The following is a 20,175-nucleotide window of genomic DNA, read 5'->3' on the forward strand; positions in this document are numbered from 1 at the left end:
TTTACATCAAGCCTCACCTCCTTTACAGGACAGGTTATTAAATTACATCGGATGTGAAATATTATAGATAGCCATTTTCAGCATATATGGAAGAGGTAGATTTGGATTCCAGCTCAATTCATCTTGTGAGCGGAAATGATTCGCATTCATTAAGGAGGGTAATCACCAGCGTTAGCAAGAACGCATACTTTTCAAGGGAGTATTATGGATATGGGTGGCTCGGGAGATTTCTTTAAATATGTACCAACACTCTTAAAATTACATATAATATAAAATTTAGAATCCAATTGTATTTTTATGGTATATTATAGAGTCAAAAAATGAGATATACAAGCACTTTTCTTGAAAATTATAGAAAATAAGCCTTTTTAATGCTTTTATAAGTCTAATGTCTCTCCTCCCCTCACACATTTTACGCAAATGCGAATACCAGGGCTGCTCGGTTGATTCGAACGGTTCTTTATAACTATGACCTAGTCTTTCTGACATCAAAAAAGAACGACGCGAAATCCTCTCGCGCCGTTCTTTTTTGATGTCCGGGATATCGATTAAGGGCAGGAATGGATCGTCCCCTAATGAATCTACTCATGTACGCTGATTTAGACGATTCAACACCAGATAGACAACGATGGCATCATCCAGATAACCAATCGGAAAGAGATAGTCGGGAATCAGATCGGCAGATGAAATAAAGTATAACAATGCACTGCCGATCAGGGACCGATCATTCTCAGTTGTAATCTCATCACAGTATTGAAGATGCATTTCCTTCAAATGTTCAATGAACGGTCCTGCACCGTTTGTCTGGTTGATTTTCACTTCAAACTCTTTACAGATGATTCGATGCCCTTCATCCGTACGCGCATATTGTTCGTACTTGATCATTTCCTGCTCAATTCGCTCTGTTGTCACTGCAGGGTCAAATAACTGGGTATGTTGCAGGACTGACTTTATCGATTCAAGCGAATCTAGGATACCCTGCTCGGCCTCTTTTTTTCCGTGATGGATTGGATAGCCGGCAGCTTCAAGCAGAATATCCAGAGAAACATCCAGATGTTCGGAAAAGACCTGCAGATGCGTAAGCTTTGGTTGCTGCTTCCCATTCAATATCCGGGAAATGGTAGCGGTGTCCATTCCGCAAAGTGTGCTGAATTTGCGCATCGAGAGCGCACGTCTGGCTAGCAGAGGCTTGATCAAATCTCCGATATGACCATCCTTTATTTGATCATTTGCTCTCACCGGCATCCCTCCAGAGATATGATCGATAGTCTAGTATATGGGACAATGTCTGAAAGTTTACCTTATTCTTTCCTCAACGGAAGCGTTTTGTTACCTTTTTCTCAAGGACGGGCACAGGATTCTCAACACCACATACATTAGGAGCAGACTACAGATCATGAGGTGATTTTATGGCATGGATGCTTATCTTAGCTTTGGCTGTCTCTTCGAGTCTTGACAACCTGGGTGTCGGACTATCGTATGGGATCAGAAAAATCAAAATTAGCCTATTTTCTAATTTTTTGATTGCCGTTGTTTGTTTACTGTTCAGTTATTCTGGCATTTTGTTCGGGAAATGGATTTCTGTCGTGCTTCCTGGCGTCTTCCCCATACTACTGGGCACATTTATCCTGCTTGTCATCGGTTTTCGTATCATCTTGTTATCGGTTCCCCGCAAGAAGCAAGAGCATGAAGAGACCGATTCCCAGGCTCTCGGGATCGGGACCATTTTGCAAAATCCTGAACGGGTAGACCTGGATAAATCAAACCATATCGGAGTGCTGGAAGCATTGATTCTGGGCGTTGCTCTATCGACCAATGCACTGACGAATGGCCTAAGCGCCGGCCTGATGGGCTTGTCCCCCTTGTACATTTCCCTGACAGCAGCTATCGGCAGTTTTATTACTGTATGGTTTGGCGTGTGGATGGGAACCAAAGCGGCAAATGTCCGTATTGGTTCGTTCACACTGGGTCAGTTCGGAACGCTGGTCAGCGGAATTCTCTTGCTGTTGATTGCAGCCAACAATTTGTTCTGATGCATTATAGAAAACTCCAAAAAGGAGACATCGGATCCGATGTCTCCTTTTTGAGCATTTTAGAAACTCTAGTTAATAGATCCTTGCCATAATCGTGGACCATTCACCCGTCTATCCTATTTCAGTGCCGTAACCACTTCTTCACTGGACCGAATCCGACCGATTCTGGGGAAAATAGTTTTACAAACGTAGTCATGCTCTTCCTTGGTAGCAGCTGTCATAGCATCTTCTGCAAAAATCTGATGATAACCATGCTGATAAGCTTCTCTCGCTGTAGTATCCACTCCAATGGAGGTAGAAACGCCACACAATACGATTGTATCAATGCCCCGACGACGCAACTGGAGGTCAAGATCAGTACCGAAGAAAGCCCCCCATTGACGCTTGGTAATCGTATGATAAGGGGTATGGGCTGCAATTTCAGGCACGAATTGATCCCAATCAGCGGTAAATTGAGCCGCTCCACGTTCCATATCCGTCTGGGGCTTCAACATATCTTTTCCATCGACGGTCGAGACTTTTACAAGCACTACAAAAGCTCCCTTTTCGGTAAAAGCCTGCGCTAACTTGGCCGCATTCTGCACTACTGACTCACCTGTATGTGGAGCCTGTTGCCGGCTATTTACAATCCCCTTCTGCAAATCAATAACCACCAACGCTGTTTTTTCTGCTGCGAGCTGTTCAGCTTCGGCTTTTTTCAAGTTTTCCATGCTCTTCTCTCCCGTTCATTTCAAGTTTTTGGTATACCTTAAAATACACCCAGCCAGCGTTGATCCATATCAAAGCACTGGTAATCAGAAACACATATCGTATTCCCATCCAGGCGGCCACCTGTCCGCCTAAAACGGCACCGCCGAATACACCCAGATATCCGGCTGACATGTTAAAACCGAAGACTCTGCCTGTCAGAGAAGCCGGTGTAATTTTTTTAATTAACGTATTTACGGACGGAATTAGTCCGGCTGCCGCCAATCCCAATAAAAAACGCAGACCCATCAGCTGCCATGAACTCGTTACAAAAGCCTGGGCTATGAAAAGAATTCCGGCAGCTATAAGAGCAACCAATATTACTTTCTGTGCGCCTACTTGATCGGATAGCCTGCCCAGTCTTGGTGCGGCAATCAGATTGGCCAGCCCTGATGCGGAGAATACGATTCCGGCAATCAAAGCAACATGGGAAGTGTTACCGGAAAGCTGCGTAATATATACAGTGAGGATCGGCTCCACCGAATATAAGGCCACAGTTAGTACAAAAAAAGTAACAAACAAGTGAATCGTCAGACTTTTCTCAGGAACCTTTCGCCATACTTCCCTGAGGCCAAGCACCGCTTTGTTCTCTCGCGTGAACGACTCCTTCACGAATAAAGCAGTCGTAATAAACGCAATCATCATCAGACCACCTGTGATAAAAAAGGAATTCTGAAGCCCCCAGTGCCCTCCAATGAAACCTCCAATCGTCGGTCCAATCAGAGAACCTGCAATGTTGGCCGTTGAAAGTGTGCCCAACGCATAGCCCGCATGCTTGGAATCGGTCTGGGTAGCAATCAGTGTCGTACAGGCGGTGCTGTATCCGGTGATAACACCTTGTAACAGTCGAAGTCCGATGAGCATGTACACGTTGGATGCGAACCCCATACAACCTATGACTACAGCCATTCCCAAACTGGCTCGAAGGAGCATCGGTTTTCGTCCCCATCGGTCGGCAGCGGCTCCCCAAATCGGCGAAAAAAGGGCGGAAAGTACAAATGTTATGCCAAAGGCAATTCCGGAAAATTGGGCAATCGCCGCCGAATCATTCACACCAAGCTGCTTGATATAAAGCGGCAAAATCGGTGCAATCTGACTCATGCCAACCCCTGTCACAAACATCCCAAACCAGCATACAATTAGATTTCTTTTCCACAGCGGCATGTCAACAGCCTTCCTCCCACTTCACAATCATATCCTCATCTTAGCGGCCAGAAAGGCTATACACCATGCACTATGTTAAACTCCATGGACATTTTTGCTGTAAAATTCCGAAGGACTCATACCTTCCGTTTGTTTAAATAACCTGCTGAAATAGAACTCGTCTGTGTAACCAAGGAACTGAGCCACTTCTTTGACCTTACTGTCGCCTTCCAAAAGAAGCTCTTTCGCTTTGTCCATTTTCAGCTTATTGAAGAATTCAATGATAGAATATCCTGTAATTTCTTTGAATGTTCTCGATAAATAGGGAGGCGACAACTGCACCAATTCCGATAGTTCAGTCAAAGTGACTTTACCATGCAGATGGTGATGCATATAATTGATGATCTTTTCCACTTTCACGGATGTTGCATAATTACGATGCCGCTTTTTAATATTTTGCGCAATTGCAATAATTAATTGCTGTAGTAACGTCTTGGCGATAAACTCATAACCGGGCAGTTTCGTGTTCCAGGTATCCGCCATTTGTTTAAATACCTCGTCCACTTGATAATAGTCCTTTAACTGCTGGACAGCGGGCAAAGGGAACATCTTCACATCCTTGTCATTCTGCTCGATTTGCACATAGCTGAAGTGTACGGACACAAAACTTATGGGATCATCAGAATCAATCACGATGAAGTGTGGAACATCAGGCTGAAGGTAAATGAGTATCCCTTCCTGAACGGTATGTTTTTTATTATTAACGGAAATCTCCGCTTTCCCGCCTGTAATAAGAATAAGCTCATGATGCTGAAGTGTCCGCACCCCTTTATTTGAAAATTTTCGCGGTTCATTCCTTTTCCTTGAATTGCAATACAAAATATGAAAATAAAGTTGCTCAATATTCATGATTCCCTCCACGCACCTATCTTTTTGACCCTCTGCCCATCATCTCTTCGGGTTCCCCGTTTAGGATTTCCAAAGAGTGGCACATTTAGTTGCAGGCAGCTGTGTTTGACGTTTTCTCAAGTGTTTGATTTAATCCTGTTTCTGACGAAGATAGACCTAAAAGAACAAAAAAACAAGCTGTCTCCAAAAAAATCATGGAGCGCAGCTTGTTTCCTGACCTCTTTATAATTAGTACCCATCTCCCTATAAAGTATCGGGCATAGAATTAGTTTAATTTGGTGAACAACCACTTTTGGGCATCTGTTCCGTTATCATTCCATTGCTGGACCGCGGCCCCATCCGCTGTTGAGGAGCTCGCAACATCTACCGCCAACCCATTCACCTTGGAAATAATTTTATAGTAACCGTTACCCGCATCCTGGATGCTCCACCTTTGGGCGTTAGAGCCATTATCATCCCATTGCTGGAGTTGTACGCCAGCTGATGCTGTTGAGTTGGGCACATCCAGAACTTTTCCACTATGAACAGCCGTGAGTTTATAGAAACCATCTCCTGTGCTATCGACTCTGAACGTCTGGTTGCTCGCACTGTAGTTGGTCCATTGTTGTACTTTTGCCCCGCTTGCTGTGGATACATCCACAATATCCAACACTTTACCGCTTGCCTTGGCACCGATTGTATAGAGGCCCCCGCTGACAATATTCGGTGTACTTGCTGCTGCTTGATATACACGCACATAATCCACAAGCATTTGTGATGGGAACGGTGTCGCATTATTAGGGCTGCCAGGCCAATTTCCACCTACAGCCATATTCAACAGGAGGAAAAACGGACGCTGGAACTCTTCCGTGTTTCCTGTTCCATTTTCGATGTAAAACTCATTAAATTGTTTACCGTCCACAAACCATCTAATATATTTGGAGTCCCATTCGATGCTGTACACATGAAATTGGGAAAAATCAAGATTTTCCGATATCTTTCCATAATCGGCATGCCCGTTGGCATCCCAATGCACGGTACCGTTTACAAAAGCATTGTTGTTGACCCGTTCCATAATGTCGATCTCTCCGCTCTTGGGCCAACCGACGGAATTAATGTTGCTTCCCAGCATCCAAAAAGCAGGCCAAAGTCCCTGACCCGACGGCAGCTTGATACGCGCTTCAACTTTACCGTAAGTAAAGTCTTTCAACCCCTGGGTTTTGATTCGTGCCGAAGTATAATTGCTGCCATTGTAATTTTCTTTGCGCGCGGTAATGACGAGATTTCCACCATTAACTTGCAGGTTCTCGGTACGATTCGTATAATACTGCAATTCATTATTTCCCCATCCGCCGCTGCCCGTACCAATCTCTGCAGACCAATTCGACGTATTCAGAGAGCTTCCATTGAATTCATCACTCCACACCAGATTCCAATTGGTCGCTGCATTTGTCGTCGTGCCAGGCAGTAAAGCGATCAGGAAACTGAACAGCACCAGCAGACTTACGATTTTTCTTTTCTTTAACAAACTTTTCCCTCCCCATATTAACGGACTGATACTGAACAGAGATACCCCGTTTTTCTCAATCCGTAACAACGTTTACATTAAATGTATTCTGTCTGCGACTCAATTATTTCTATCCAAGAACAGGATATACACTGGACAAGACAGTATTTTGAAGTATTCTAACAGGTCTGTGCGAATGAACGGTCCATACCTTATGGGCTTTAATATATTGGGGACATGGCAACTGATTCGCTCTCAATGTGAGGAAGGAGATAAGTGGCATGAGCAGGCAAGTGATTATTAATGCGGATGATTTTGGACTGTCGCCCGGCGTTAATCAGGGAATTATTCAAGCATATCAGGCTGGTGGAATTACGAGTACTTCGATGATGGTGAATATGCCGGGCCTCGAGGATGCATTGAGCTTAGCCCGCTCGTTGCCAGAACTCGGAGTCGGTTTACATTTCAACCTGACTTACGGGAGACCCGTGTCCGACCCAGCCATCGTGCCTTCTTTGGTGAAGCCTGACGGTTCTTTTCATCAAAGCCCAATTGGATTGAAGCGAGACATCGCTGATATCGCAAAAGAACTCGATGCTCAATGGAACGTTTTTGTTCAAGCATCTCGTTATCCTACACATCTCGATTCCCATCAGCTGCTGCATCAGAACGATCCGATAATGTTCCAAATCATGGCGGAGAAAGCTGTCCGGGAAAACATCCCCCTTCGGAGATCACAAATCCAGCATTCACCCCCTGCTATGCCAGTCCCCCGGATGACAGATACGATTCTGCTGGATACTTACGGAGATCAGGAGGGTTTGCAGCGACTGCTTTTACATTTATCTAGGCTCCCAGATGGTATCACCGAGATTGTATGTCATCCGGGATATGTAGACGATGCTCTTCGAGAGATTTCCAGCTGGCTGGACATCCGGGAGCATGAACTTGCAGTGTTTGTCGATCAGGCAATCCCCCGAACGCTACAGGCGCTGGGCATTGTACCGATAAACTATAAAGCGCTGAAGGACATACCTGATGAACGCTGCATACTACCACCAATACAAATTGAATCACCTCCCAAATCTTTAGAAAAAAAAGGGCCTAGCCCTTTGCGGCAGCGGATATTGAAGCGGAAGCGTATGGCTAAGATACATCGCTTGTCCCAAAAACGAAGAAAGCTCCGTCGCAGTTCTTCAACCCGAAAACGAGTATAATCCATTGCAGAATCGCACAAAAAAACAGGGAAATAACCAATACATATACCTATTGGTTATTTCCCTTAAATATTTCCTATTCCAGTTCTAATTTAAATACGACGGGTGAGCCGCTATGCACGTTCCTTGTCGTTATCGTCAAAGACTCTTCCGTCCTGCTCCATTCTGGTTCTTCGTCGAAGCCCAGCACCTGAATATTCCTGATCAGTCCATGAAAATGATGGGAATTCTCCTTTAGCGACCGGATATGAACAGTCCCGTTCTCCGGGTAGACCAGAACCGTCGCATAGAGAAAGCTTTCTTTTACGGTAAAGCGAATATCCTCACTTGTAAAAATCTTGGTCTCACCATCAGTAAACTGTCCTTCTTTCACCTCGGTCGGCCCTTCCCCATACGTCCGCCAGAACGTCGTGTCATAGATCGCCTCACCATTCACTTCCAGCCATTGACCTATGGCAAGCAGAATGTTCTTATCTTCATCGGGAACGGTGCCATCCGCTTTGGGTCCAATGTTTAATAGAAGACTGCCGTTTTTGCTTACAATATCGACGAGATCCCGGATAATCTCGACCGCAGACTTATAATCATTATTTTCTGTATAACACCATGAATTTTTGGCGACTGCTGTATCCGTTTGCCAGAAATACGGCTTGAGGTCAGCGAATTGTCCTCGTTCCACATCCGGTACGGCACAACCGAGCATAAATGCATCATGTTTATAGTTAATCGCCACCGGGATACCCCACTCTTCACCTTTGTTATAGTAGTAGGCGCTGAACTTTTTCAAGTAAGGTTTGAACGCAGCCGTCTGGATCCACCAGTCAAAATAAAAAACGCTTGGTTGGTATTCATCCACGAGTTCACAGCAACGAATCAACCAATCTTCCAGATATTCATCCGTTGGAGGTGAGCCATATAAGTCATGATGATCCGGCTCGGGCATAGCAGGCCAGTAGAAATCACCACGCCGGAGCGGTTCCTTGATATCCGAGTCAAACGCTTTGCCATGAGACATGAAGAACCAGTGCTCCGCCCGATGAGATGACACGCAAAGAACCAACCCCTGCTTCTCATATGCGGCCTTCATCTCCCCCAAAAGATCCCGTTTGGGTCCCATTTCAACTGTGTTATAGTGAGATATGGCGCTTTTGTACATTTGGAATCCGTCATGGTGCTCTGCGACTGGCATAACGTATCTGGCTCCTGCCTTTTTAAAAAGCGCAGCCCATTCGTCTGCATCAAAATTCTCTGCCCGAAACATCGGAATAAAATCTTTATATCCAAAATCCTTCGGAGGCCCGTAAACAGCAAGGTGATGTTCATGAGCTTTGGAGCCTTCCATATACATATTTCGCGAATACCATTCATTATCAAATGCAGGAACGGAATATAGTCCCCAGTGAATAAAAATACCAAATTTCGCGTTACGATACCACTCGGGAACCTGGATTGCACTCAGTGAATTCCAGTTGTCTTTAAATTTGCCTTCGTCAATGGTAGCTTCAATATGTTGCAAATATTCATTTTTGTCCATTATGCAATATCACCCTTCCGTTATCCTATTCACCTGTATTGTAGTGACTTGAGCCATAGATAGACATGAAGAGCATTAACTTTTAGATGGACAATATTAACCTTTGTAAGGAGATGAAGATTGTGAATGACAGGACATTGCTCACGAACCACTTATCGAATCTGCAGGTTGAATTGTTCATGGTCAACTATAATCGGTGCGAAACGGACTGGAAAGATCTCGATTACACACCTGATTACAGTAAGTTCTATTTTATCTGCGAAGGGGAAGGCTGGCTCAAGATTGGAAATCAGGAATATTACCCAACACCTGGCCAACTGTTTTTGATGCCCGAAGGAATAAGACAGTCTTACTCTGCCATCAGTGATCGTCCTTTTCTCAAATACTGGTGTCATTTCAGCGCCAAAGTCGGAGGCCTCAACCTGTTTCAAATTCTACGGCTCCCGCACTTTTGTGCGCCAGCTGATCCGAGACTGGTTCAGGAAACCTTTAATAGCATCCTTACTTATGCCAGATCGGGCGAGGTCTATGCTCACATGATGGCCAAAAGCAAGCTAATGGAGTTACTTTCCTATTATGTAATGAATCTGGATCTCAATCAGATTTCTTATGTAAATGCGCCTGTCATGGAGAAAATGTCTGCGATCCTGGCTTATATCGAATCCAACGTCGAACAGAATATTACGGTTCAGGATCTGGCTCAGATCGCTTATATGCACCCCAATTATTTTATTCGTTTCTTCAAGCAGCAGCTCGGGGTTCCACCCATCCACTATATAACTAGCAGAAAAATTGATAAAGCTAAGGAGCTCCTGACCTCTACATCAAACACGGTGACTGCCATAGCTGAATACCTCGGGTTTAGTGACTTGTATTATTTCTCGAGACAATTCAAAAAGCATACAGGGCTTAACCCGACAGAGTATCGCAGACAAACAACGATTATAACCTCTTGAGGAATTATGTAAGTTTTCACCTGTAAAGGTTCCGTAAAGGGAACTCCATTGTCATAACTCGCTACGTTCCCACCTCCTTGTAGTAGCAATGTTTTATATCAAACCATTTCAGCTGGAATCAGTATGTGCTGTTTATTGATGAGAGCAGCGGAACACCAAATTTAGCGATCCAAAGAGTATAGGCTCACTGGACGCAATATAAAAAGGCGATACAGAGAGATTTTTTCTCCGTATCGCCTTTTCTTTCCATGCCATCCACTATCTAAACAGCCTGTTAGAACTACTTCCCGCCGAGCTGGGGGAACACTGCATTACTCTACTCTTGGTTGATCAAAATGGACAAAGCACTCTTGGACTCCAGTTGGAAACTTAACAGATCCTCTTCTTTTAGCTGAACCTGTACATTTCCTGTCTCTTCTCCGTCATTGAAAAGCACAACGGCAATCGAACCATCTGTATTTTTGAAGGCTACAGAACGAATGGATGCCTCATTGTAGGAAGAGTCAATACGTACCGCTTTGGGACGAATCAAGGCACTGAAATGAGCCAGAGCATAATAATCGAGAGTATACGTAAGCTCTTTAGTTTGCTGGTTGACCTTCACAATGCCACGACATGTACTTTTCCCGAAGCCAGGAACGGTAGGGCCGTTGTTCTCATCAAGTGCCATATTCCAGAGTACAAAAGATTTGCTGTAATTGCGAAGAATCTCAATACCTGTTCTGATTACATTGGAGAAGGCCTGTTCGAATGGAGGAATCCACTCCCCACCTGATCCTTCGGTGAAGTGTACCTCTTTACCGGCAAAGGCTTCATACACCTTCGTTTGAGCCGAGGCATCGCCCCCATACCAATGCCAAGCCACTCCATCTACCTCTTCTCCCGCCTCTTCAAGCACGGTTAGCGGGTAATCTGGACGATCCCAGTTGTGATCATAACAGAGGATTTTCGACTGAATATCATTTCTGACCAAAGCAGGCTTCAGATGATTCTTGATAAAGTCTGCTTGTGCTTCTGCTGGCATCAACATGCCGGGATAATGACCCGGTTCATAAAGTGCTTCATTCTGTGGTGTCACGGCATGGATAGGTAATCCATGCGAAGCATAGGCTTGGATATACTTCACAAAATACTCCGCATATGCCGGATACCACTCATTCTTTAATTGACCTGTAATCATGGAGCCGCTTGTTTTCATCCAGCCCGGGGCGCTCCATGGTGAAGCAAACAGCTTCAGGTCCGGATTCAACTCCAACGCCTTTTGGGTCAAAGGAATAACATCCGCTTCATCATGTGCAATGCTGAACCCGGAACATTCCGGGTCCGTTTGGTTTGCTGGCAGATCATTATAGCTGTACACCGTTCTCGCATAGTCTGAAGCTCCCATCGGATTACGAATGACCGACAATCCAATGCCTTCCTCGGGATGGAACAACCGGGTCATGACTTCAGCTCTCTGCTCTTCGCTTAAGATCTGGTTGATCAGATAGGCAGATGAATCGGTAAAAGAAGCCCCGAAACCATCCATCTCCTGATATGTTTGCTGATCATCCAGAAGGATTGTCGTTGTCTCCGAACCGGAGTCATGCGGTTGTAATTGATCTGGGGATACGGATACAAACAATGCATCTTCTCCCGTAGATTTGTACATTTTGAATTTCGTCATATGCTTTCCCTCCACAATCCTCTTATTGGATACCCAATTTCTCTTTATTCAGTTTCATCTTCTCACTACGTACCTTCACGATGTCATCCCAACGGTTATCACCCAAGAATGACTTGTAAGCGGCAAGTGCATTGTCAAACGAGGCATCATCCTTGGCACGTACCATGCTTACCAGTGTGGAGTTCCACTTGGCGTTGATCGCGGACAACGCACGTGCTTCAGGTGTTCCTTGATTCGGACTAATATTCTCGAGAATGAAGTGTGGTTTCAGCTTTCCTTTGCCCCACTCTTGCATTTGTTTAATAGCTTCCGGGAAAGCATCCGCACTCAGCGCTTTGTGACGGTCATGACCAAAGAACATGAATTCACCCATCCGGTATTCCTTCTTGAATTTGTCCGCATTGTGCAGCTGCAGGTCTTTCACAGCTGGCAGCAGCTCAACCGTACCATCTGCATTCTTTTGATACGTCTCGCCTTCAATACCATAGTTCATCAGAAGCTGACCTTCTTCACTAAGGAGATACGTATAAATTTGAATCGCTTTGGCCGGATCTTTGGCATCCTTGGAGATGAAGTTGATCATCCAGCCTGTAATACCGGATTGATTAAGTGTCGGTGCATTGCCCTTGGTGCTTTGTGGTCCATCAATGGCAACATACTCTTTGCCTTCATTGGCACTCAGATAAATTTGCAGATTTCCTCCCTGTTGAGGAGTTCCATCCAGCAGCATCGTTGCATATTTCCCGGATTTTACTTTTTCCTCAAAGGCCGTACCATCATCAGCAAAGCTGTCATCACTAATGTTTCCGTCTCTGTATACCTTATTTAACGTCTTCAGCCATGTAAGATAATCTTCATCCTGATTGCGATCGTAGAATTCTCCATTTGCAGTTTCAAGCGGCACGCCAATGAAATCCTGCAATACATCTCCGAGTGAACCTGTGCCTTCACCGATGGAGTTAAAACCAAATGGAATCAGCGTTGGGAACTTTTCCTTGATCTGTTTCATCACACTTTCGAATTCCTCTGGCGTTCCCATGACAGGACTTCCGATAGCTTCGTATACATCCTTACGGATGATAAATGCTGTTTTGGCCGGAATGTTACCGCTATCATAATCGGCTTGCGTATTGGAATAGTTTGGATAGCCATACGTCTTGCCATCAGCTAACTGGAACCAGTTCAGCGTGTCGGCAGCAGCTACCTTGTTAAAGTATGGATCATATTTCTCCGCAAGATCATTCAGCGGCATAGCCCAGGTTGCAGCTTTTTGCACCACCGGGGAGTTGGAGTCAAACACGGTCAGCAGGTCAGGCATGTCACCACCGGCAAAGAACGTGTTTAATTTCGTATCATCACCTGTAATGAATTTGATGTTGATGTTTAAGTCTTCTTTGATCTTCTTGGTCACAATGTCTTTGCCAAAATCCGTGTTCCACCAGTCCGCATTAACGTACCAGGTCAGGTCTGTAACCTCTTCCTTTTTATCCAGCTGCCAGGCTGGTTTTTCCGGATCGACGGTATAGCGATCTTCAATGGAAACCCAGTTCCCTTCGCTCGAACCCCCTGAACCACTACTACAGCCTGTAATCATAATCACTGCTGTCAGCAATGCCGCGCACAGTTTAACTCCTTTTTTGCCTGCTGCCTTATTCATTTTGAACATATTGTTTCCTCCTTAAAGTTAGGTGAGAAATATGGAATAGAGCGAATTTTTTAATGTACCTTGATGCACCTTGATGCACCTTGATGCACCTTACTCCTTGACCGCTCCCAGCATCATACCCGATATAAAGTACCTTTGAAGGACGGGATAGATCAGTATGATCGGCAGTGTGGTAATAACAATCGTGGCTAGTTGTACCCCTTTAGTCGTTGTTTCAATGACTGCCGAGCCGCCGATATTTTGCATCGATTGCGTCTGGGACTGAACGATAATTTCGTACAGCATCATTTGCAGCGGATACAGAGACTGATCGGTAATGTACAACTTGGTTGTCATAAAGTCATTCCACTGTCCCACCCCATTGAACAGTGCGATGGTCGCCATGGCTGGCATGGACAGCGGGATAAAGATTTTCAGGAAAATATGCCAATCCCCTGCACCATCAATTTTGGCTGACTCCTCCAGAGAGTCCGGGACATTCCGGAAGAAATTCATCAGAATGACGACATCATAAAAGCTGAACAATGCCGGAATAATGTACACCCAGAAGCTGTTGAGCAGGCCGAGTGATTTGATCAATAAATACGTTGGAATCATTCCGCCTGAGAAGAACATGGTGATAACACCCATGGCAACGTACAGTTTACGACCACGTATGTACTTTTTGCTCAGACCGTAGCCGACCATGGCACAGAAGAACACGTGTGTAACAACGCCGATGGTTGTTTTGGAAACCGAGATGAAGAACGCTTGCCAGATGTTCGAATCGTTGAACACGGCTCTGTAATTCTCCAGCGAGAACTCCGGTGACCAGAAGATGAACCCGCCTTCCGCCAAAGCTTTGCCTGAGCTAAAAGAAGAGATGATGACATTCCAGAGCGGGACTATAATAACAACAGTACAAATAACGAGCAAAATAATATTTAAGGTATCAAAGATCCGACTATCAAGATCTTCTTTAGCCGCCTTTCCATTCACACGGGATGCCCCCTTCTACAGCACAGATTGATTATCGTTTAATTTGCTTGTAATTTTGTTCGCGGTGACCAGTAGAATAACGGACACGATCGAGACGCCTAGACCAACCGCGGTAGCATACGAAAAGTCACCCTGTGACATCCCCATACGATATACATACGAATTGATAACTTCGGCCTTGTCACGGTTCTGCGAGTTCATCAGAACCAGCGTCTGGTCCAGATTGGAACCGAGTAAACCGCTTACAGTAAGAATCAGGTTAAGGCTAATAATGGACTTCATGTTGGGCAACGTAATATTCCAGATTTGTCTGAGACGGCTTGCACCATCAATTTTGGCTGCCTCATAATACGTAGGATCAATCTTCGACATAATCGCCAAATACAGAATCGTTCCCCAACCGGCCTCTTTCCAAATATCGGATAAGACTGCAATCCACCAATACTTCCCTGCATCCAGCAAAATGTTTTGCGGCTGCGAGATGACTCCCAAGCTGAGCAGTAGCTGATTAAATAATCCCGTTGTTGAGAACCAGGTGATTAACATACCGCCCAATACGATCCAGGACAGAAAATGAGGCAGATATGAAATCGTTTGCACAAACTTTTTGAAGCGTCCGCTGTTTAATTCATAGATCATGATTGCCAGAATAATCGGAATAACGAATCCAATACCCAATTTCAAAAAGCTAATCCCCAGCGTATTAACTACAGCATCCCAAAAGTATTTGTCTGACATAATAATTCTGAAATTTTCCAACCCGACCCAAGGTGCGCTTGACAGTGTATCAATGACGGTGTAATTTTTGAAGGCAATCGTCAATCCATAGATCGGAATGTAACAAAAAATAATCATAAAAATGATGCCGGGTATAATCATCGATTGAATTTCCCATTGTCTTCGGTAATCGATGACGAACTCTTTCATTCTTTGTCCGATCGGTTTCCTTCCTCCCGGCCTTACAGGCTTTTTACCGGTTGACGTCTCTACGGCTAATTTACTCACGCTCTTTTGCTCCCCTCCAACTTAAGCATTTCTTCATAAAAACGTTTTTATTTTTCGGCAAAAAAACCCCCTGATCTCAATTCTATCATTTAAAAAAGACCGGAAATGATTGAATACGTTAGGTTAAATAATCACTCCGGTCGATCTTCACATGACTTGAACCCCGTATAATAAGTTCACCCGCCAATTTTTGTGAAACTCCATGTTCCTTCTTCTTGATCATGCGAACCAGGTGGTTGATCGCCAGTATACCCTGCCTCGCAATCTGATTTCTTACGGTACTCAATGGCGGGGAAAAATATTGGGCAATATCAATATCATCGAAGCCTACTACACTTACATCCTGAGGAACCTCAAAGCCGTGCGACTTCAATGCATGGATGCAGCCAATTGCACTCACATCATTTCCTGCAAGAAAAGCATCAGGCAGCTTGGCAGGATGCAGATGAAGAAAAGATTTTACAGCACTGTAGGTGCCCTCTTCCTCAAAATACCCTTGTAGGATGTAATCATCATCCAGCGGAAGCTGGTATTCACGCAAAGCGGCCAGATATCCATCTCTACGCTGATTACTATCAAACATAGTGTCCACGCCGGAAATATAGGCGATTTTCTTGTGACCCAGTCCAATTAAATACTTGGTCGCTTCGTAACCCGCCACATAGGAGTCAAAAATGACGCTTCCCATCGTATCGCTCTGATAGACCCGATCCAAAAATACGGCCTTGATCTTGTCTTTCTCCATAGCGATAATATCCTGCTCATCAATTCGCAGCTCTTCGTAGATGATAACACCATCCACACGCCGTCCCAGAATATTACTCATAATGACCTGCTTATCCTTGGTCACAAATACATTCAGCCCGTAACCCAGACGATCGCATTCGCGAGACATGGATTCAACCAGCTTATAAAAATACGGACCCGACACACTTGTGGTGAAAAAGCCCAGCATTTTGGTTTGTCCGGACTTCAGCAGCTTGCCGTTCAGGTTGGGAACGTAGTTTAAACGCTCTGCTACCTTCAGGACATGCGATTTCGTCTCCGGGTTCAAGACATCCACGCCGTTCAAGGCGTTGGAAACCGTAGAAATGGATACACCGGCTTCCCTTGCAACATCTTTAATTGTAATCTTTCCCATAATATTTGTTCCTTTGCTATAAAAACGTTTTTATATATTTTAAATTAGCATAAAACCGTTTTCAATACAACACTTTTATGAATACATCCGATAAATCTGTTGCAACTGCTCTTCCAATCGATCAAAGCGTACAAAACGATCTGCTCGAATATATTCTTTTTGCTCTACAAACATGATCATTGTCGGGACTGTAAAAATTAAAAACCTCGACGCCACCTCTTCCACATGGTTCGCGTCGACGTGTCCCAGGTATACCATAGGGTACGCCTCAAGCAGTTCCCTGATTTTAGGAAGTAAGGCGTGACATACACTGCACTCCGGTCGAGATACGTACAAAAAAACCAATTCATTTTGTTGAAGAAACTCGTCTACCATTTCTATGGATGTTAACTCACTGTGTTTTTTCATAGTGGACTCCCTTCCGCTGTTGGCGGTTTTAGCTAAGCTATAGTTTATCATGCATGTTTATCCGGTACAAAATGTGTACGTATCTAAATTTAAACATTTTCTTTCAAATACAGCCTGCCTGAATTACAATAAAATGGAAGATCACCCCAAATGAAAAGAGGTTATTCAATGAAAAAATCAGTTCTATTTCTGTTCACTGCCCTGATTGTCGTGTCCTCCTTCTCCGCTTATGCACCCGTGTCGGATGCCGCTGGCGATATTGGAGTCAGCCTGCAATCCGATCGGCAACAAGGCACGGTAAAATAAACAATACACACTTTTCCAAAAACACTCTTTCAAAAAAAGATGTTGCACAGAAACAGCAGGCGACCAGTTCGGATAACTTCCGGAGTTGGTCGCCTGCTGTTATTGTTCTTTTCATCGATTCTTACGTCCAGTCTCTCTTGCGAAGATAGGATTCGAATACAAATGTTCCAAAAGGCAACAAGCCGGCTACCAATCCCATGAACCAGCGTGAAGCTTTCCATTTCTTCACAACAGCCAAATGCACAAGTGCAATCAGATATAGCGGAAAAAGAATGCCGTGAATCATGCCCATAATGGTTACCGGGGAAGATATATCGGCAAAATATTTTAGCGGCATGGCTATAAAAATCAACAGCAGCAACGATACCCCTTCCCATATGCCTGCAATTCTGAATCGACCTGTCACTGTCTTCACCTGTTCTATCTCACCTTTCCAGCGGTTAGTTTGTGAAATATGTAACTTGTTACAAGATACTTCAAGTTGAAGCTGCATCGTATGTAATGATGCAGCTTCTTGAAACTTCTTGTTCAGTATACCGCATGGTTCCGGTTCAAAAATGCTTCAATTTTGAATAATTGATGACTGAACTACCCGTGAGTGAGATATTGACTTTTAAATTCAAAAATCGCATCAACAGCGCAATGATAACCGCCTGATTTTTGAAAGGACTCCCTGATATTTGCAGCAGCTGTCTTGAAAGCAGAGACGTTTAACACTTGATCTACCGCTTCACGCAGCTGACGGGCAGTCAACGTTTGCATAGATAAACGGATGCCGGCTCCCCTACTGGCCACCTGCTCAGCAATGATCGGCTGATCCGCGCTTTGAGGAAGTATAATTAGGGGAACCCCGAAATATAGTGCTTCATTCGTACTGTTCATCCCGCCGTGTGTAATGAATAATTTTTCAGACTGCAACACATCCATTTGTGGAACATAACGTTTAACGATGAAATTTCCCGGGATTGCTCCCAAATCAGCCATTGGTGTTTTCTCCCCTACAGACATGACAATGGTATCATTGGTATTCCCAAAGACTTCAAAACAAAGCTTATAGAAATCAAGGGCTTGGTTAAAAATTGTACCCAGTGAGATGTAAATCGGTCTTTTCCCTTTAATTGCTGCCAGGTCGAATTCTTCATGCGTTAATCGCGAAAAGATGGATGGTCCTACAAATTGATACGTGTGGTCAAATGCTTCTCCATCAGGCTGGAATTCCCTTGTTGTATATACGATGGTAAGCGGTGCGGGATTGCAAAACACTTCGTAGGGAGAAGGAAGCTCCACTTCATATTTTTCCTGTAACCTGATCGTCAAGCTATGGAATTTATCATTTATAGGTTGGACGATTTCCGGAGGAACGTTGAAGTGAAATTGTTGCATCAAATGATTGAATGATTCTTCGGTCTGTGCAAATGAAGTACATGAATTAATTGCAGGAAGCTTCAAAATTTGCGCAAGCAAGCGTCCGCAGCCAAACATGGAATCATGGATAATGTAGTCAAAATGTTCACCCTTGATCTGTTCAAGCACGCTCGGAATGACGATATCTGCCGTAAGCAAAAGACCGTTAACCCGTTCAAGCAAATAATCTCTGCCACCTGAAATAAAGGCTTTAATGAATTTTTGATCGTCAAAGGTTCGGACTATAGCACCCGTCTTCTCCATACGTTCCCGATACGCTTCTATCGTAAAGTACACAACCTCTTCTCCGTATGAAACCAGCTCTTGCACTACCCCGATCGTTGGATTGACATGTCCCTCTGATCCACCATTAATGAATAATACCCGCGCCATTTCGACCACTCCTTCGGTATACTGCTGTTCTCCTGAACATTGTAAAAATTTGCAAACGAGTACGTCCTTTCCCCCGCATTTAGGTAGTTGAACGCTCAATCAGCTGAAATTCCAGCTGCTGAGCCTGTAACTCCTGCTTGCCAAGGACGGCCCATAATCGATGAAAGGCCTGCGTAGCCTGTTCTGCAATCGGATTATGTATAGTTGTTATCCCAAGAACCCGGGACAGCTCAATGTCATCGAAACCAACAATGGCAAGTTGTTCGGGAACCCGTATATTCTTTTTGCGTGCCTCAGACCAAATTCCAATCGCTGCATAATCATTCGAACATAACACGGCTTGAGGAAGTTCTGGCCGACTCGCCATTCTTCGCATCGCTTCTTCTCCATCAGATGAGCTAAACACTGAATATTGATAGGCTTCACGCCATACAGGCAGACCCTTATCTGCCATAAATGATTCATAGGCTAACCGCCGGCTCTGGGTATTCAGGCTTTCTGCTCTGCCAAAGGCATTCGCAATACGTGTATACCCTTTGGAAACCAAATGCTCAAGTGCCAGCCTGTAGCCATGCGCCTGATCCATGGCCACTGACGGAATTTCGTCATTTCCCATCCGCTGCCAGGATACAATCGGACCATATTCGCAATAGGCTTTCAGCTTGTCGGGATGATTGACACAGGTCATAATTACGAGTCCATCCACCCGTTTACTCCGCAGATCCTCGAACGCCTGCAATTCAATTTCCTTATCTCCACGCGAAGTATAAATCAAGGTCTGAAATCCATAATCCATCGCGGTATCAATGAATTGATTCATGAACGTAAGAATAATCTCGTTGGTTGCGGATGTGACAATCCCAATTTGTTTCGTCTGTCCGGTGGATAACGAAACGGCATTTCGATTCGGTATATAGTTGAGCTGTTTCATGATTTCCGTTATTTTCTGCCGGGCCTCGTCACTCACATGCGGTGAATGATTAATCACTCTGGACACCGTAGCCTTCGAGTAGCCAGACTGCTTCATAATTTCATCGAACTTGGACACATGAAGTCTCCTTTCTTGCTGACTTTCTATGATGAATTACAGTTTGCCTCAGAATATATAAAAAGTAAAACTTGACGTGTAACCCGTTCCAACGTTTAAGCTTTTTTATGCAGTGCTGCTGTATGTAACATCCAC

The 20,175-nt window shown here is 44.5% G+C and carries 19 protein-coding genes; 4 read left to right on the plus strand and 15 right to left on the minus strand.

Features of this window, described 5'->3' with window-relative positions:
• Positions 1 to 585: 585 nt before the first annotated feature.
• Positions 586 to 1,245, minus strand: coding sequence for a DUF1232 domain-containing protein (locus Q0V21_RS10455; protein ID WP_443145831.1), 660 nt, complete (start codon positions 1,243 to 1,245; stop codon positions 586 to 588).
• Positions 1,246 to 1,409: 164 nt separating this feature from the next.
• Between Q0V21_RS10455 and ytaF the strand changes: the two genes are divergently transcribed.
• Positions 1,410 to 2,033, plus strand: coding sequence for a sporulation membrane protein YtaF (ytaF, locus tag Q0V21_RS10460; protein WP_079344367.1), 624 nt, complete (start codon positions 1,410 to 1,412; stop codon positions 2,031 to 2,033).
• Positions 2,034 to 2,149: 116 nt separating this feature from the next.
• Here the strand turns inward: ytaF and Q0V21_RS10465 are convergent, their stop codons facing one another.
• From Q0V21_RS10465 to Q0V21_RS10480, 4 genes are all read right to left on the minus strand, one after another.
• Positions 2,150 to 2,743 (minus strand): hydrolase, encoded by a 594-nt coding sequence (locus Q0V21_RS10465; RefSeq protein WP_301878794.1) that lies wholly within the window; start codon positions 2,741 to 2,743, stop codon positions 2,150 to 2,152.
• Positions 2,715 to 3,944, minus strand: coding sequence for a multidrug efflux MFS transporter (locus tag Q0V21_RS10470; RefSeq protein ID WP_079344365.1), 1,230 nt, complete (start codon positions 3,942 to 3,944; stop codon positions 2,715 to 2,717). The genes Q0V21_RS10465 and Q0V21_RS10470 overlap by 29 nt, the downstream gene beginning before the upstream one ends.
• A 75-nt stretch (positions 3,945 to 4,019) precedes the next feature.
• Positions 4,020 to 4,832 (minus strand): AraC family transcriptional regulator, encoded by an 813-nt coding sequence (locus Q0V21_RS10475; RefSeq protein ID WP_079344364.1) that lies wholly within the window; start codon positions 4,830 to 4,832, stop codon positions 4,020 to 4,022.
• A gap of 265 nt (positions 4,833 to 5,097) precedes the next feature.
• Positions 5,098 to 6,339, minus strand: coding sequence for an RICIN domain-containing protein (locus Q0V21_RS10480; protein WP_301878796.1), 1,242 nt, complete (start codon positions 6,337 to 6,339; stop codon positions 5,098 to 5,100).
• 260 nt (positions 6,340 to 6,599) lie between these two features.
• Between Q0V21_RS10480 and Q0V21_RS10485 the strand changes: the two genes are divergently transcribed.
• Positions 6,600 to 7,535, plus strand: coding sequence for a carbohydrate deacetylase (locus Q0V21_RS10485; RefSeq protein WP_301878797.1), 936 nt, complete (start codon positions 6,600 to 6,602; stop codon positions 7,533 to 7,535).
• A 76-nt stretch (positions 7,536 to 7,611) separates the two neighbouring features.
• Here the strand turns inward: Q0V21_RS10485 and Q0V21_RS10490 are convergent, their stop codons facing one another.
• On the minus strand, positions 7,612 to 9,069 hold the full coding sequence (locus tag Q0V21_RS10490) for an alpha-L-fucosidase (RefSeq protein WP_079344361.1): 1,458 nt from the start codon (positions 9,067 to 9,069) through the stop codon (positions 7,612 to 7,614).
• A gap of 113 nt (positions 9,070 to 9,182) precedes the next feature.
• Between Q0V21_RS10490 and Q0V21_RS10495 the strand changes: the two genes are divergently transcribed.
• A complete protein-coding gene (locus Q0V21_RS10495; protein WP_301879537.1) occupies positions 9,183 to 10,025 on the plus strand; it encodes an AraC family transcriptional regulator in 843 nt (280 codons plus the stop codon).
• Between the two features lie 316 nt (positions 10,026 to 10,341).
• Here the strand turns inward: Q0V21_RS10495 and Q0V21_RS10500 are convergent, their stop codons facing one another.
• The 6 genes from Q0V21_RS10500 to Q0V21_RS10525 all read right to left on the minus strand — a co-directional run bounded on the left by Q0V21_RS10500 (position 10,342) and on the right by Q0V21_RS10525 (position 16,889).
• Positions 10,342 to 11,691, minus strand: coding sequence for a glycoside hydrolase family 30 protein (locus tag Q0V21_RS10500; RefSeq protein WP_079344356.1), 1,350 nt, complete (start codon positions 11,689 to 11,691; stop codon positions 10,342 to 10,344).
• A gap of 22 nt (positions 11,692 to 11,713) precedes the next feature.
• Positions 11,714 to 13,357, minus strand: a complete 1,644-nt coding sequence (locus Q0V21_RS10505) for a type 2 periplasmic-binding domain-containing protein (protein ID WP_079344355.1) — start codon at positions 13,355 to 13,357, stop codon at positions 11,714 to 11,716.
• Between the two features lie 90 nt (positions 13,358 to 13,447).
• Positions 13,448 to 14,335 (minus strand): carbohydrate ABC transporter permease, encoded by an 888-nt coding sequence (locus Q0V21_RS10510; protein ID WP_079344354.1) that lies wholly within the window; start codon positions 14,333 to 14,335, stop codon positions 13,448 to 13,450.
• A gap of 15 nt (positions 14,336 to 14,350) precedes the next feature.
• Positions 14,351 to 15,340, minus strand: coding sequence for an ABC transporter permease (locus Q0V21_RS10515; protein WP_024628363.1), 990 nt, complete (start codon positions 15,338 to 15,340; stop codon positions 14,351 to 14,353).
• Between the two features lie 118 nt (positions 15,341 to 15,458).
• Positions 15,459 to 16,481 carry a LacI family DNA-binding transcriptional regulator gene (locus Q0V21_RS10520; protein WP_079344353.1) on the minus strand — a complete coding sequence of 341 codons (1,023 nt, stop codon included), beginning with the start codon at positions 16,479 to 16,481 and terminating at the stop codon, positions 15,459 to 15,461.
• A 75-nt stretch (positions 16,482 to 16,556) separates the two neighbouring features.
• The gene (locus Q0V21_RS10525) at positions 16,557 to 16,889 is read right to left on the minus strand and encodes a thioredoxin family protein (RefSeq protein ID WP_301878799.1); all 333 of its coding nucleotides are present in this window, start codon (positions 16,887 to 16,889) and stop codon (positions 16,557 to 16,559) included.
• Between the two features lie 168 nt (positions 16,890 to 17,057).
• Between Q0V21_RS10525 and Q0V21_RS10530 the strand changes: the two genes are divergently transcribed.
• Positions 17,058 to 17,195 carry a hypothetical protein gene (locus tag Q0V21_RS10530; protein ID WP_161634258.1) on the plus strand — a complete coding sequence of 46 codons (138 nt, stop codon included), beginning with the start codon at positions 17,058 to 17,060 and terminating at the stop codon, positions 17,193 to 17,195.
• Between the two features lie 121 nt (positions 17,196 to 17,316).
• On the opposite strand, the gene Q0V21_RS10535 is transcribed toward Q0V21_RS10530, so the two are convergent.
• The 3 genes from Q0V21_RS10535 to Q0V21_RS10545 all read right to left on the minus strand — a co-directional run bounded on the left by Q0V21_RS10535 (position 17,317) and on the right by Q0V21_RS10545 (position 20,040).
• Complete coding sequence (locus Q0V21_RS10535; RefSeq protein ID WP_301878800.1) at positions 17,317 to 17,610, minus strand: DUF3817 domain-containing protein; 294 nt, start codon at positions 17,608 to 17,610, stop codon at positions 17,317 to 17,319.
• 173 nt (positions 17,611 to 17,783) lie between these two features.
• A complete protein-coding gene (locus Q0V21_RS10540; protein ID WP_301878801.1) occupies positions 17,784 to 18,992 on the minus strand; it encodes a macrolide family glycosyltransferase in 1,209 nt (402 codons plus the stop codon).
• A gap of 79 nt (positions 18,993 to 19,071) precedes the next feature.
• Complete coding sequence (locus tag Q0V21_RS10545; protein WP_079344350.1) at positions 19,072 to 20,040, minus strand: LacI family DNA-binding transcriptional regulator; 969 nt, start codon at positions 20,038 to 20,040, stop codon at positions 19,072 to 19,074.
• Positions 20,041 to 20,175: the final 135 nt, after the last annotated feature.

Source organism: Paenibacillus sp. 11B (assembly GCF_030487755.1).
Classification (GTDB): Bacteria; Bacillota; Bacilli; order Paenibacillales; family Paenibacillaceae; genus Paenibacillus; species Paenibacillus vandeheii.

Excerpts from the sequence above, each read along its gene's own strand:
- Q0V21_RS10490 (WP_079344361.1), bottom strand. The coding sequence starts at position 9,069 with ATGGACAAAAATGAATATTTGCAACATATTGAAGCTACCATTGACGAA.
- Q0V21_RS10525 (WP_301878799.1), bottom strand. The coding sequence starts at position 16,889 with ATGAAAAAACACAGTGAGTTAACATCCATAGAAATGGTAGACGAGTTT.
- Q0V21_RS10455 (WP_443145831.1), bottom strand. The coding sequence starts at position 1,245 with ATGCCGGTGAGAGCAAATGATCAAATAAAGGATGGTCATATCGGAGAT.
- ytaF (WP_079344367.1), top strand. The coding sequence starts at position 1,410 with ATGGCATGGATGCTTATCTTAGCTTTGGCTGTCTCTTCGAGTCTTGAC.
- Q0V21_RS10505 (WP_079344355.1), bottom strand. The coding sequence starts at position 13,357 with ATGTTCAAAATGAATAAGGCAGCAGGCAAAAAAGGAGTTAAACTGTGC.
- Q0V21_RS10500 (WP_079344356.1), bottom strand. The coding sequence starts at position 11,691 with ATGACGAAATTCAAAATGTACAAATCTACGGGAGAAGATGCATTGTTT.
- Q0V21_RS10465 (WP_301878794.1), bottom strand. The coding sequence starts at position 2,743 with ATGGAAAACTTGAAAAAAGCCGAAGCTGAACAGCTCGCAGCAGAAAAA.
- Q0V21_RS10475 (WP_079344364.1), bottom strand. The coding sequence starts at position 4,832 with ATGAATATTGAGCAACTTTATTTTCATATTTTGTATTGCAATTCAAGG.
- Q0V21_RS10470 (WP_079344365.1), bottom strand. The coding sequence starts at position 3,944 with ATGCCGCTGTGGAAAAGAAATCTAATTGTATGCTGGTTTGGGATGTTT.
- Q0V21_RS10485 (WP_301878797.1), top strand. The coding sequence starts at position 6,600 with ATGAGCAGGCAAGTGATTATTAATGCGGATGATTTTGGACTGTCGCCC.
- Q0V21_RS10495 (WP_301879537.1), top strand. The coding sequence starts at position 9,183 with ATGAAGATTGTGAATGACAGGACATTGCTCACGAACCACTTATCGAAT.
- Q0V21_RS10520 (WP_079344353.1), bottom strand. The coding sequence starts at position 16,481 with ATGGGAAAGATTACAATTAAAGATGTTGCAAGGGAAGCCGGTGTATCC.
- Q0V21_RS10540 (WP_301878801.1), bottom strand. The coding sequence starts at position 18,992 with ATGGCGCGGGTATTATTCATTAATGGTGGATCAGAGGGACATGTCAAT.
- Q0V21_RS10530 (WP_161634258.1), top strand. The coding sequence starts at position 17,058 with ATGAAAAAATCAGTTCTATTTCTGTTCACTGCCCTGATTGTCGTGTCC.